At 57.7% G+C, this 13728-nt stretch carries 13 protein-coding genes; 3 read left to right on the forward strand and 10 right to left on the reverse strand.

Going from position 1 to position 13728, the window contains the following annotated elements; all coding sequences use genetic code 11:
- Positions 1–11 precede the first annotated feature (11 nt).
- The 7 genes from FHT69_RS23410 to FHT69_RS23440 all read right to left on the reverse strand — a co-directional run bounded on the left by FHT69_RS23410 (position 12) and on the right by FHT69_RS23440 (position 7619).
- Positions 12–1226, reverse strand: coding sequence for an amino acid ABC transporter substrate-binding protein (locus FHT69_RS23410; protein WP_029868081.1), 1215 nt, complete (start codon positions 1224–1226; stop codon positions 12–14).
- Positions 1227–1285: 59 nt separating this feature from the next.
- Complete coding sequence (locus FHT69_RS23415) at positions 1286–2287, reverse strand: VOC family protein (protein ID WP_047618948.1); 1002 nt, start codon at positions 2285–2287, stop codon at positions 1286–1288.
- Between the two features lie 99 nt (positions 2288–2386).
- Positions 2387–3742: a phosphopyruvate hydratase gene (gene eno / locus FHT69_RS23420; RefSeq protein WP_246740093.1), complete on the reverse strand. Its 1356-nt coding sequence runs from the start codon at positions 3740–3742 to the stop codon at positions 2387–2389.
- A 6-nt stretch (positions 3743–3748) separates the two neighbouring features.
- Complete coding sequence (locus tag FHT69_RS23425; protein ID WP_245294526.1) at positions 3749–4192, reverse strand: cupin domain-containing protein; 444 nt, start codon at positions 4190–4192, stop codon at positions 3749–3751.
- 139 nt (positions 4193–4331) lie between these two features.
- Positions 4332–5039 carry an ABC transporter ATP-binding protein gene (locus FHT69_RS23430; protein ID WP_047618937.1) on the reverse strand — a complete coding sequence of 236 codons (708 nt, stop codon included), beginning with the start codon at positions 5037–5039 and terminating at the stop codon, positions 4332–4334.
- Positions 5029–6771, reverse strand: a complete 1743-nt coding sequence (locus FHT69_RS23435) for an ABC transporter permease subunit (protein WP_183906033.1) — start codon at positions 6769–6771, stop codon at positions 5029–5031. The genes FHT69_RS23430 and FHT69_RS23435 overlap by 11 nt, the downstream gene beginning before the upstream one ends.
- A gap of 2 nt (positions 6772–6773) precedes the next feature.
- Positions 6774–7619: a branched-chain amino acid ABC transporter permease gene (locus FHT69_RS23440; protein WP_176707320.1), complete on the reverse strand. Its 846-nt coding sequence runs from the start codon at positions 7617–7619 to the stop codon at positions 6774–6776.
- Between the two features lie 379 nt (positions 7620–7998).
- On the opposite strand from FHT69_RS23440, the gene FHT69_RS23445 reads away from it, so the two are divergent.
- Positions 7999–9000: a LacI family DNA-binding transcriptional regulator gene (locus FHT69_RS23445; protein WP_047618932.1), complete on the forward strand. Its 1002-nt coding sequence runs from the start codon at positions 7999–8001 to the stop codon at positions 8998–9000.
- Positions 9001–9200: 200 nt separating this feature from the next.
- Here the strand turns inward: FHT69_RS23445 and FHT69_RS23450 are convergent, their stop codons facing one another.
- Both FHT69_RS23450 and FHT69_RS23455 read right to left on the reverse strand, forming a co-directional pair.
- Positions 9201–9791: a carboxymuconolactone decarboxylase family protein gene (locus tag FHT69_RS23450; RefSeq protein WP_245294525.1), complete on the reverse strand. Its 591-nt coding sequence runs from the start codon at positions 9789–9791 to the stop codon at positions 9201–9203.
- 118 nt (positions 9792–9909) lie between these two features.
- Complete coding sequence (locus FHT69_RS23455) at positions 9910–10683, reverse strand: fumarylacetoacetate hydrolase family protein (RefSeq protein WP_047618929.1); 774 nt, start codon at positions 10681–10683, stop codon at positions 9910–9912.
- 554 nt (positions 10684–11237) lie between these two features.
- Here FHT69_RS23455 and FHT69_RS23460 point away from each other — a divergent pair.
- Positions 11238–11639, forward strand: a complete 402-nt coding sequence (locus FHT69_RS23460; RefSeq protein WP_246780754.1) for a hypothetical protein — start codon at positions 11238–11240, stop codon at positions 11637–11639.
- Positions 11640–11985: 346 nt separating this feature from the next.
- Positions 11986–13173 carry a hypothetical protein gene (locus FHT69_RS23465; protein ID WP_132574987.1) on the forward strand — a complete coding sequence of 396 codons (1188 nt, stop codon included), beginning with the start codon at positions 11986–11988 and terminating at the stop codon, positions 13171–13173.
- Positions 13174–13377: 204 nt separating this feature from the next.
- Here the strand turns inward: FHT69_RS23465 and FHT69_RS23470 are convergent, their stop codons facing one another.
- The gene (locus FHT69_RS23470) at positions 13378–13539 is read right to left on the reverse strand and encodes a hypothetical protein (protein WP_164735950.1); all 162 of its coding nucleotides are present in this window, start codon (positions 13537–13539) and stop codon (positions 13378–13380) included.
- Between the last annotated feature and the right edge of the window lie 189 nt (positions 13540–13728).

Below are 13728 nucleotides of genomic sequence, written 5' to 3' on the forward strand. Positions count from 1 at the left end.
AGCGGCATTCGTCAGGGGACCAGGAACTCCTTCCCAGCCGGTCGGAAATCCGCAGGCCAGACAGTCACCCAATCCTTTCCTTGAACTTGCTTGAGCTTCGTCGATTGTTTCCCGGCATTGAACTTGCCGTCGAAAGTCCTTGGCCCGACGACCGTCTCGACGGTATTCGAGCGCAACCACGCAGCCATCGCGGCGTCGTCCAATTTCCCTGCCCCTTCTGCTGCCGCTGCAAGAATTTGCCACGCAGCATATTCGACCGCAGCCTGATACTCCGTACGCGGATAGGGGAAACCCGCCGCCTTCGCCTTGCTGTCATAAGCGCTTACGAATTCCTGGGCGCCGTGATACCTGAGAAACGGCTCGTGCTCTTCAAACCAGGTCAGCGAGGTCAAGCCGTTCGCTTTGGGGTGAGCTGCGGTCGGGCCGGGTGCCGGGAACAGATAGAATTGGTTCCTGGGCTGGTAGTCGATCCGGCCCATTGCATCGAGAAGCTGCACGGCCTCCATGCCGATCGCACCAGACCACAGCAGATCCGGATCAGCCGCTTTGATGCGGTTCGCGATTGCGCCGAAGTCCTTGGTGCCGAACTCGTATTCAAGGTCCAGCACGTTCTTGATGCCACGCTTCTCGGCAACTTGCTGGCCGCCCTTGGCGATCGTGAGGGCCGACGGAAATTTGCTCGTGACGAACGCGATCGTCTTGGGAGGGGTCGGCAGGCTCGCATAGGCATCGAGAACAACCTCGGTATCCGCCGATTGCGGCTCGGCCCCGATTGGAAGAGATGGGAACTGCAGCGGATAGGGCGCGAGACTCGGGTCCCCCAGGCTGCTCTGAACCAGCATCTTCTTGAACCGAGCGGCAACGCCCATTGCTGCGATGATCGACGACGTGCCATAGGGGCCCATCAGCAGATCGACCTTATCGGCGGTCACAAGGCGCTCATAGAGCGTTCGAGCATTGGCGGGCAGCGATTGGTCGTCGAGAAGGACGAATTCCACCTTTCGTCCGAGAATACCGCCTTTGGCGTTGATCTGTTCGACGAACACCTCTGCGGCGAGCTTGTGGATCGCGCCTACGCCCGCAAGCGGGCCTGTTAACGGCAGCGTTCCGCCGACGCGGACCGGCCCTTCCTGGGCAAAAACCCTCGGCATCGAGCTGAAAGCTGCTACTGCGGCTGCAGACCCGAGGAATGTTCGTCTATTCAGTATCATGGAATTCGCACTCATCTCATCCTCCCAGATGCTTCCGGCATGTCATCATCAGTCTCTGCCGCCGGCGGCAGGTCTCAGCTCTTCGCCAGCCCCTCTGCGTAGCGTTCCAGCGTCATGGGGTTCGGCATTGTCTCGGGGTGCTCCAGCGGTACTCCCGTAAATTCGCTTGCCTCGAAGAACCACTTCGAGACGGCCGGCATTCCCCAATGGACATTGGTGCTAAGGGCTGCCGCGTCCCAACGAATGGGCTCCAATTCCGCGTCTATCGTGGTGTAGTGATTGTTGAAGAACTCCACCCGGTGTCCATCGGGATCGCGCAGGTAGACGAACAGGACTCCGGAAGGGCCATGGCGTCCGGGTCCGCGCTCAACGCTGTCGCCATATCCATAACGGCTGGCAAAATCGCACACGGCGAAGATGTCGCTGCTTTCGGGAACCGTATAAGCGAAATGATGCAATTGGGGGCCGATGCCCGGCACCAACGCCAGATCGAGGCAGACACCTTTGCGATACATGAAGTTCGCAATGAGATTGTCGCCGGCCGCGATATATTCCGAAGTCCGGAAACCGAGTTCGCCGTAGAACGCGCTTAGACCCAACGGATCGGCGACCATGATCTGGCAATGATCAAGCCCCTGGGCTCGGGCGCCGCGATGTTCATGCACCTCGAGGAACTTACGGGGATGAACACTCATGCTGGAGCAAAGCTCGATGCGAGCGCCCGACGGGTCGCTGACGAGCAGGGTCCGCCCTTGATTTCGAACTTCGACCCATTCCGCCGGGAGCCCCTTTTCATCGAAGAAGAACTTGGCCTTGTCGAGGTCCTCCTCCAGAAACACCCGGTAACCGATCCGCCTGCACGTCGGCTTCCCGCCGGCAGGTGCGAGCACGAGACTGTGATGGCAGGCCTCGGACAATCCGCGAAGGTATGAAACACCTTCCGCGAATTCTGTTTCAATCAGGCCGCCGACATTGAGGTAGAAATCTCGGCTATGCTCCACATCATTGACTTCAAGCACGACGTGGCTGAAGCGCGTGATGTTGAAGGGAGGTTTCAAATTAACAGCCGGAAGCATGTCATCCTCATCTATTTATTGCTAACGTTAGCATAAAAGGGCCGGCGCTTTTGTCAACGCCTGTTATTGAGCGAGACCCGCAACCGGCCCATCCAAAATCTAACCTACAGCAGCAACCGCGGCTGGCTTTTCAGCCAAGTCTAGCGCCGACCAGCCGGCGAACGAAGCCTCTTTTCCAAGGGCCTCCTCAATACGGAGAACCTCGTTCCACTTGGCCATCCGCTCGGAGCGTGAGAACGATCCGACCTTGAGCTGCCTGGCATCCCAGCCGACCGACAGATGGGCGATCGTCACATCTTCCGTCTCACCGGATCTGGCCGAAACAATTGTCCGAAAGCCCGCTTTCTTGGCAACGGAGAGCGCGTCGAACGTCTCTGTGATCGTGCCCGCCTGGTTCGGCTTGATCAGAACCGCATTGGCGCTCTTATCCTTGATCGCTTCGGTTACCCGCGCCGCGTTCGTCACGAAGAAGTCGTCGCCGATGATTTGGCATTTGGAGCCGTAGCGAGCGGTAAACGCCTTGAATCCATCCGGATCGTCCTCAGCGAGCGGATCCTCGATAGAGACGATTGGATAGGTCTTCAACCAGCCGCCAAGCATGTCGATCATCTCGGCCGTATCGAGCTGCCGATCTTCCAACGCCAGCGAATACTTACCCTCACGACCGAATTCGGAGGCCGCAATGTCGAGCGATATGACGACTTCGCCGCCTGGCTTCAGGCCGGCGGCCTCGATCGAACGCACCAAGGCATCGAGGGCTTCTTCATTGCTGGTGAAGGCAGGCCAATAGCCTCCCTCGTCCGCCACGCCCTGGAGCTTTCCGGCACGTTTCATAATGTCGCCTGCCGCGCGGTAGACTTCAGCGGTCCACTCCAAAGCCTCCGCGAAAGTCGAGGCAGCAGGGCACATGACCATGAAATCCTGGACGTCTACCCGGCGTGCTGCATGCGCTCCACCTCCAAAAATCTGGATTTCCGGCAGTGGCATCGTAATCCCCTTGCCGGAACCCGCGAGATACCGCCAGATCGGTTGGTCGGCCGCTGCCGCTGCCGCGTGAAGCAACGCCATCGATGTTGCCACCGATGCATTTCCACCCAGTCTGCTCCGGTTCGGGGTGCCATCCAGCTCGATGATGGCATTGTCCAGCTCGGCTTGATCATTGGCATTCCGGCCAACCAGCAATTTGGCTATTTCTCCGTTGACGGCAGTGAGGGCCTTGTTGATCCCCAAGCCGGCAAAGGCGCTGCCGCCGTCACGAAGGTCGAGCGCCTCGCCGGTGCCGGTCGATGCACCAGCAGGTGCAATGGCCCGGCCGGTCGCACCGGAGGCCAGCTCGATCTCTACCTCAACGGTGGGCCTGCCACGGGAATCCCAGACGCGACGGCCCTGCACTTTTCGGATTTCGGTGTTGGTCATGTTCAGTTGGTCCACAAGGTCAGATTGAAATTGGATCATCAGGCCTCACAGGCCGTCATCATAATCCGTCAGGTCGGGGGTCCGTGCGCCAACCAGCACCACGGCGATGGTTGCCGGTTTGTCGCTCTTGTTTCGCCAGGCGTGACGCGTGCCGTTCTGTACGAAGGCGTCGAACTGGCGCAGACGGGTCTCATTGCCACCGTCGAGTTCCATCCAGATCTCGCCGTCGAGAACAATTCCATAATCGACGGTGGGCGTTTGATGTTTGCCATCCGGCTCGAAGCGTTCGGCCAAACCTGGACTGACCGCCAGATTCTCCGCGAGAGCGGCCGGACCATCGAAATCCGGAGATATAAAAACAGCATCTGGTGGGAACGTTAGCACTAGAAAGCGCGTTTCGCCGGGCTCCGGAACGAAGCTTGCGACCAGCGGAGTCGGATCGGTTCCGTTGAATGGGATGGCCGTGGAGGCGGAAGTCGACCAGATCATCCGCGACACCAATCCAGGGACCGTCCTGAATATGTCCGTGCGGGGAACGGCGCCGTCCCCAGCGAACCTGGCAGCACCCTGACTGCCGTGTTCCGTCACGACGCGCCGAAGATGTACGGGAACTCTCCCGCTGGAATTTTCAGATACCAAGATACGCCTCCCTGATGCTTGGATCATTGATGAGAACCTCCGGCGCTCCAGAGGCCGTCACGCGACCTTGCTCGATCACGTAGGCCTGATGGGCAATTTCCAGCGCCTTGTTCACGTTCTGCTCGACGAGCAGCACCGCTACGCCTCGCTCATTGATCATCTGGATGATTTTGAACATTTCCCCGACGATCAAAGGCGACAGCCCGAGCGACGGCTCGTCCATGAGAAGCACGCGCGGCTTGGCCATCAGGCCACGGCCGATCGCAACCATTTGCTGCTGCCCACCCGACAAGGAACCCGCCAATGAATCCTGGCGCTCTTTCAGGATAGGGAAAAGCTGAAATACCTCAGCGAGCGTGGCGTCGCGCTCCGTACGAGCGACCGAGCGGTACGCACCGAGCAACAGATTGTCGAGGACCGTCATCATCGTGAAGAGACGGCGCCCTTCCGGGACAACCGCAATGCCGTAATCGCAGACCCGATGGCTCGGCACCTTGGAAACATCGTTACCCTCGATAACGATCTTTCCTTTGTGCGGGCGGAGAATTCCGGCGATGGCATTGACCAGCGTGCTCTTGCCTGCCCCGTTCGGACCGACGACCGAAACGATCTCGCCTGGCTTTACACCGATGGACAGGTCCCACAGAGCAATCGCATCTCCATAACCGACCTCGATCTTATCGACCTCAAGCAGCATGACTGGCCCCCAAATATACGCTGACCACAGCCGGATCTCTCATCGTTTCGCTTGGATGCCCAAGCGCCAGAACTTTACCCTGATCCAGCACAGCGACACGGTCCGCCAAAGCGACAACCGCCCGCATGAGGTGTTCAACGAAGATGATCGTCGTACCGCCAGCCTTGATCCGCTTGATCATTTCAACCGCGTGGTCGACCTCGGCCGGATTCAAGCCACAGAGCACCTCATCGAGCAGGAGCAGACGCGGTTTTGCGGCCAGCGCTCTCGCGAATTCGACAAACTTTCGGTCATGCAGGTTCAATGCTGCGGGGAGCACGCCGGCCTTCCCAGCCAGGCCGGTAAAGGCCAGCGCCTCCCTGGTAACCGCGTCGACCGCAGCCGCGCCCATGCCATCTGCGCTACCAAATTTCGCGCAGAGCTGAACGTTTTCGAGGACCGTCAGATTATCGAACAAGCGCGGGATCTGGTACGTCCGCGCCACGCCCTGCTGCGCGATCAGATGGGGTGACCGACCGGAAATCTCCTCGCCTTCCAGTATTATCGTACCTGAGGTCATGGCGTAGTGGCCGCTGATCATGTTGATCAGTGTGGACTTGCCGGAGCCATTCGGCCCAACCAGAGCCAGGATTTCACCCCGCCAAACGTCCAGCGTGACGCCGGTCAGGGCGCGGATACCGCCGAAGGATTTGGTAACATTCTCGCATTTGAGAAGCACCGGATCGGAACCTGCCGCGGCTAGAGGCGCGAGTTGAGTACCGGCCTGGGCAGCCGTCTCCGGTGCGCCAATTCCGCCGCGTCTGCCGGCAAAGCTGCGGATAAGGCTGGGGACGATGCCGGACGGCAGCACGAGGATTACAACGATCAGCGCAAGAGCGACGCCGGCACGGCCGAATTCCGCATGAGCGCCGCTGACGATAGCGCTCTGCAGCACGGTGATGATGACCGCGCCGATCGCAGGCCCGGCCCAATGGCGAGCACCGCCGAGAATGCTCATAAGCACCACATAGAGAGGAACGGTCACCGCAAACGTCTCGCCAACAGTGACGTAGCCTACATATACGGCGTGAATCGCACCCATTCCGCCTGCAAGTGCCGACGAAACCGCAAACGAGATCAGCTTATAACGAAATGTCGGAACGCCTTTCACCTCTGCAACGTCTTCATCGTCGTGGATTGCGAGCAAGCCCTGACCGAATTTGCTGTGAAAGATGAAGTATGACGTCGCCAGCGAAGCAAGAACCGCGATAAGCCCGAACATGTAGAGAGAGCCGGACGCCGTCACACCGATCATCGGGATTTCGATCCCCGAGAGGAATACGCCTGTGCCCGAGTCCAGCGAGGTATTTGACACAATGGCCGCGACAACGAACGTCACCGACAGCGTCAACAGCGCGAAGAATTCACCGCGCAGAGTTCCGGAACGGAAGACAACCAAGCCAATCAGAACGGCGATCGCGGCCGCCAGCAGTGCTGCAGCAGGTATCGTCGCGACGAAAGGCCACGACAACTGCGTCGCCAGCGTGGCGGTTGTGTAGACGCCAATCCCGAAAAACGCGGCGTGACCAAAACTCCAGTAACCCGTATAACCGCTCAGGATGCCCCAGCTCGTTGCCAGCACGACCCAGAAGAAGATGATATACAGATAGGAAAGGTAGTAATCCGCCATTCCCAGGTAAGGCAGCAAGGCCAGGACCGCTACGATAGGCGCCGTGATCAGAAGCTTTTTCATTGTCAAATCACCGGTTTGCGCAAGAGGATGACGATGAGCACGCTGAATGCTACGAGCGGCGCCCAAGCGGGATTTACAACGGACATTGTAAGGCTCTCGGCCACGCCAATCAGCATTCCGGCGCCCAGCGCACCGATGGGGCTGCCCAATCCTCCAATGATGGCGACGGCAAATACGACCCCTATCCAGGCCTCGATTTGAGATGGTGCCAAAGTTCCGATCAGGGCGATGAAGACACCCGCGATACCCGCTGTCGCCGAGCAAAGGCCAGCCAGAATATATGACACGCGAGCAGAGTTGATGCCGAAAGCTGACGCTACGGGGGCGTCATGGGCGGCCGCACGCAGCGCCTTGCCGAGCATGGTCTTGTTCAACGCGTACCAGGCCGCTCCAGCAAGCACCCCGGCGCAAACAAAGGCGGAAAGATCCAGCACGGGCACAAAGATCGGACCGAGCCGGATGGTGGTCTGGGCATAGGGTGTTTCATAGCGCAGGAAGTCAGCCGACCAGATCCATTGGATCAGCGACTCGATCAGGATCGTGACGCCGAACGTCACCAGGAGAGACGCGAATTCCTTCACCTGAAAGCGCACGAACACGCTGTGCAGCGCAACGCCGAGCGCGAAAAACAGCGGCACGATCACCAGAACGCTCAAATATGCCGGGACGCCGTAAACGGTGCCAAACTGATAGGTCAGGTAAGCGCCAAGGAAGGCCAGCGCGAAGTGACTGAGGTTCACCAGCTTCAACAAGCCCCAGCTCAGGCTGAGGCCCATCGCCAGCAGGCCATACATCCCACCCAGCAAGACGCCACCGACAGCCGATTGCAAGAAAAGAGCAAGGGTCATCAGGATCCACGTCCTTCTGTGGATACGATGATCGGCTCCAGGAACACCGGAACATCCATACGTTATGCCTCCTCCCGTTTGCGCTAACGTTCGCACAATATTCGTCTCATAGCGAAGCCTGCCTGTCAACGGCGTTCAACAGGTTAATTCGCTGCCGAAGTTCGCTTCAGGCGCAGCGACAAGGACAGAGAAGTTCCGGAACGTAAGATCAAGCCTATGAGAAATTTGGAATTTTTATGACTACATCTCGTCGCCGAGCCGAAGCATTGGGGCGAAAATTAGATCGCATCGATTTGGCGAAATCGATTGTGATTTCGGAGTTTGACAACTGCGACGTCAGTGCTATCGTTGGCGAAAGTGATCATTCGAGCCAAGCACAATGGTAACAATTAAAGACATCGCCGCCACACTGCAAGTTTCACCTTCAACCGTGGGTCGCGCCCTTGCCGACGATCGACGCATCAGCGCCGAGATGAAGCGAAAGGTGAACGAAGCTGCAACTCAAGCGGGGTATATTGCCAATCGTGCCGCACGCATGATGCGTGGGGTTCAGAGTAATCTCGTTGGGCTGATCGTTCCAGATATCCGGAACAGCTTTTATTCAACTATTGCCCATGCTCTCTCGCGGTGCCTTCTTTCAGCGAATTACCAGCTGACCCTGTGCGAAACCGATGACGACAGAATGCACGAGCTTCGTCACATCAAGGAGCTCACAAGCGTCAACGTCGCCGGGATCATTCTGGTCCCGAGCGCAAAACCTCATCCCGATTCTGCGCGAATCCTGAAGATGACGCCTCACATCCAACTGCTGCGAAAGGCGCCGCTGCTCGGCGACCAATGGTTTGGGATTGATGACAGACGGGCGCTTTACGAAAGCACTGAACATATCATCAATGAAGGTCACAAACGGATCGCTTATATCGGCGGCACGGAAGAGCTGCCCACTGGCGCAGCCCGCGTGCAGGGTTTCCGGGACGCGGTAAAGAGCTCCGGCCACACGATCACCGTTCATGAGGAACTGGGCGCGCCTTCGTCCACCGAATTCGGACGGGAGGCCGTGCGTCGCCTTCTTTCCTTAAAGGATCGACCGACGGCGGTTGTGATCGGTGCGGTACAAAACACTTCCGGAGTCATTGATGAAATACAGGATCAGGCTTTGCGCGTCCCCCACGACATTTCCGTCATCGGGTTCGGCGATGAGCTTGGGTATCGGTGGTGGGGGCCGGGACTGACGACAGTCCAGTTGCCTGTTTCGGAGTTGGCAACGGCTTGCGGGCTTTGGTTCCTGCATCATCTTCAGAACAAGGGTGACCTAAGCAAGCCCTACAGCTTCATCTCTCCGCCCCAGTTGGTCATTCGCGGCAGCACGAGCGCTCCGTGAACGCCGGCAGGATGTCGATCTCCCGCAGCAAGCCTCCGAATCAGAGAGAGGCGCCCGCCCTGCGACGTGCACCTCTCTTTGATTGGCTGCGATTCATATCCCAAGGCCGGACGCTGAAAGCTTTGGAATAATCTTGATGAGACGCCGCCAAAACTATGCGGCAAGCCGAGGCGGACGCAGCTTCCGCGCCGCCCGCTTGCTCACCGGTATCCCTCTTCAAGATCGATCTTCAGCGCGCCCATGAGGCGAACGCCGGAATTGTACCAGGCGACGTTGATTGCGAGTTCGACAAGCTGCTTCTCCGACAGGAACTTTGCGACCCCGTTCCACACTTCATCGGAAACATCAACGTTCAGCGTGGAGTCCTTGGCAAAGGCCATCACAGCCTTTTCCTGCTCGTTAAAAAGATCCGAGTTTTCGAAATTCGGAATGGCATGGAATTGCTCCTCCGTCAGGCCCGCCCTGAGGCCATGAGAGTGATGATGCTTCACTTCGTACTCGGAGTTTGTACAGTAACCGACCGTCAGGATCGCCATTTCACGCAGCTTCGGGCTGAGGTCAGCCGCCCGGACCGCATTTGCATAGGTCAGGAAATCGTTGAGGACTGCCGGAGCATTGGCGAGCGCGAGGAAGATATTTCCGGTCGGAACCTTCCTCTCCTTAAGCAGGCGCTCATTGAGTGCGGGTTGCTTCTCGGCCAGTTCGGTATTCGAGATATATTTTACTCGTGCCATTTCTCCACCTTCAGCTTGTCTTCGCAAATCTTCCTGCCCGAAGGTCGCCCGGTGCAAACGAGCTCACAGGCAAGTGCTAACGTTAGCATCAATAGCACTCGAGAACTTAAGGTCAACCGAAATCTTTGCCGTGAAAATGCAAGCCGTTTAGAAACAATCTCCGCTCGTGCGCCGCTTAATGCAGCGCAGGAACCACGGGATTCTTCAAAACACCGATACCGGGGATTTCCACCTCAAGATCGTCGCCGGGAACGATCGGCCCGACACCCGCAGGCGTACCGGTCATGATGACATCGCCGGCCAGCAATGTCATGAAGCGGCTCAAGTAAGCGACAATGTCAGCAACTGAATAGACGAGGTCTCGCGTATTCCCCGATTGTTTGACGGTGCCGTTCTGACGAAGGATGACGTCAAGGTTTGTCGGATCGAGATCTGTTATAATAGCCGGACCCATCGGCGCAAAAGTATCGTAGCCCTTACCCGCCAGCAGGCAACCGAACTTGCTCTCCTGCCGCTGTATGATGCGGTCGCTGATATCATTACCGCATGTGTAGCCGAGGACGTGTTGCAAGGCATGTTCCTTGCGAATGTGGCGTCCGCCTTTGCCTATGATGGCGACCAGTTCAGCCTCGTAGTGGACGATTTCGCCATCACTTGGATATTCAATCGCATCTCCGTTGCCGCTCGCAGCCGTGCTTGGCTTCATGAACAGCACCGGGAGCGTTGGCTGTTCTTTTCCGGACTCGTCGGTGTGCTGCCGGTAATTGTACGCGACCCCAAATATGCGAGGTCGCTCTATCGGGCATAGTATGCGGACGTCGGAAAGATAATCCATCTGCCCGGTTAGCTCGACTGCTTGGAAGGGATCGCCAGCAATCCGCTCGATCCTGCCCTCGCTTTCGACCCCGTAGTGAATTCCATCGGCTGACTGGTAGCGCACAATCTTCATCTTAGTCTCCAATTTTTGCTAACGTTAGCGCAATTGCAGAGGCTTCGTCAACGTTATCTCGCCTTACGGCTTTAACTAGATCACCCGCAATAAAACGGTTGCGACACCGTCAGTCGTTCGGGCCTTGCGACTTTCTCGCCGAACCCCTCAGTCGGCTATTGCCGAGAGATAATCCGCTCCTCGCCCCCAAGCCGGATCTCGACGAAATCCTCCATGCCGCTCAACTGTCGCACGCAGCACAAGCAGCAGAACCTCCGACAGCGGATAAGCCCACCCGCTCTGTGGACCGGCAAGTCATTCAGCATATGCTGAGCTACATCACAGCAGTTCGCTGCCCATGAGGTTAGCTGTCAGCAACACCGGATGCACGCAAAGCTCCACTGAATCCCTCGACGACGCTCTCGCTCCGTCCCGTCGCAATCCGCACATTGCAGATCAGAAACACCAAAATGGAAGGGGCACTCCTCGAAGCGCTTTCCTCCGACGGGCACGTCGTCCTAGCCTAGGCAAAAAACACTAAGACATCGGGCAATGCATGTGGATACGGTGAAGGCATGGCCGTATCAATGCGGGAGGATGAACGAAAGGAACGTTCGGCGATGCTAGCAAGAGCAGCGGGATATGCAGGGGCGGCAATCGCCGCTCTGTGGGCGGCCCGTCAACTAGACCGAATTTATTCATTCCCCGAACCGCTTGATGCTGAACTCATGAATGTTGCAAGAAATTTTGGCATTTTCATTCTGCCGGCGCTCGTTCTGCTGTTGGCAGGACCGTTCAGGATGTGGTTCGACAGATTTGCGCCGCTTTATCCCTTGGTGCTCGGCGCCGGCGTCCCCAACATCTATCTGCAGAATGACGCGCTTGCCGCCGGTCTGCCGATCATCGTGCTCGTTTATCCCTTTCTGGTAATCTTTGCGCTCGCCTATCTGTTGCGCGGGCGAGTGCCGCGGGCTTAGAAAAGCTGGAACCCCCATTCCGGTGCATCTGACAACAACAAATGCCGACCCACATTTCCGGTTTGGCATCCGAATTCAAAGGGTTGCAAGAATCGAAGAAATACACTTTATGTGTGAGAATGAATCGCAAAACTACCCCTGCTAGAGAAAATGCTGCCGCCCACGGCCGGCGTAGGGATGGCCATTTTTCGTCAGCCCTGGGGTTGAGGCTGATCCAAACCTTATCGCCCCCCAATTAGCTTACCTCACCGGGACATGCATTCGCCTCTCCGTTCTCAGCGTGGGAGAGACACGTCCGGATAATGTTCACAAACCTCGCATCTACTTTCTCCATAAGGACATCTCGATGAAGCCCATACGCAATCTCCACATGATGATGGCAAGCGCCGCATTCCTGACGCTCGCCGGCCCGGCGCTTGCCCTTGATGGCGCCGACATGATGAAGAAGCTCAATGCCGCAACCAGTGCCGGCGGTACGGTCATCACTTTTGAGAAGGCGGATGTCGACGGCGACACGGTAACGGCGACAGGCGTCCAGGTAGGATATGCGAACCTGCCCGGCGACACGCTGAAAATCGGCGACCTCACCTTCGAGGGCGTCGAGGAAACCGAAGGCGGCGGCTACTACGCCAAGGGCGTCTCTTTCCCGGATATCGATATGAGCCAGGAGGAAGGTCGTTTTTCCGCAAAGGACATCCTGATCGTCGGCCTCACGATCCCCGCCAATGCATCAGGCGACACGCTGAACGACATCCTCCTCTATGAAACCGTCAGCACCGGCCCAATCGCTCTCAACATCAAGGGCAAGGACGTGCTTGCTATCGAGAGTATCGAGTCAAACCTCGGACGCCAGGACGGCGGCTTTGCCTATGACGCCAATGTCGCCGGCATCAAAGCCGACCTGTCGCAGGTCGAGGAGGCGAGCGCGAAGGAGGCCATCGCGAAGCTCGGGCTGACGACGCTCGACGGCACCGTGACGATGAAGGGAAACTGGGAGATCGAAAACGGCAAGGTCGCTGTCGACGAATATGCCTTCGATTTCAAGAATATCGGCCGGCTGAATTTCGCCGTCGACTTCTCCGGTTATACGCTGGGCTTCATCAAATCGCTGCAGCAGGCGGTGAAAACCGCCGAGGCCAATCCGAACAAGGAAGAGGCCAACCAGGCCGCCGGCCTTGCGATGTTGGGGCTGATGCAGCAGCTGACGTTCAACAGCGCTTCGATCCGCTTCGACGATGCCTCGATCACCAAGAAGGCACTTGACTATGCTGGCTCGCAGCAGGGCGTCACGGGCGATCAACTGGCGCAATCGCTGAAAGGTCTTGTGCCGATGATGATGGCACAGCTCAACCTACCCGAGCTGCAAAACCAGGTGTCTGCCGCCGTCAACACCTATCTCGACGGTCCGAAAAATCTGACGATCAGCGCCGCGCCGGAAAAGCCGGTTCCCTTTCCGATGATCATGGGTGCTGCCATGGGTGCACCGAACACCATTCCCTCGGTGCTCGGCGTCAAGGTCACCGCGAACGACTAGAGCCATTCCAGCAAAAGTGCGTCGCGGTTTTGCGTCCGGACTTGCGTGAAAACAAAGAGATAGAGCATTTCCGTGATTCGGAGAAAAACGGAAATGCTCTAGGATCTTTGCTCTAGGATCTTTGCAGGGCGCTTCACGAACGCCGTCTGCCGGAGGCGGGTTATCTGCCAACCTGCCTCTGGATCAGCCCCTTCAGGAATTGCTCTAGAACTCGTCGCTGCGACGCTTCACGGCGTGCTTCAGAGCCACCATATGCCTTCGCCGCTCCAGCACATAATCGGCATATCCGACGCAGATGAACAGCAATGTCGGGCCGGCGTATATGATGATCAGCGCCAATGCGATAAGGATGAATGCGGTCGTCATGGTCGTATTTTCCATCAATATTAGGCGTGCCGCAACTGAAGCGGCGAAACGGACGGAGCCTCGTCTCGACGATCCCTGTCCTTATTCCTTCAAAATTCGCCGGCCTGCTATTCGTTCCCTTCCCGATCGATTTCCATTCGTTTGGGATGCCCGATCGAGCGACAATGACGAAGTTGACGGCTCGCCCCA

This window comes from Rhizobium sp. BK008 (assembly GCF_014197345.1).
GTDB lineage: Bacteria > Pseudomonadota > Alphaproteobacteria > Rhizobiales > Rhizobiaceae > Rhizobium > Rhizobium anhuiense.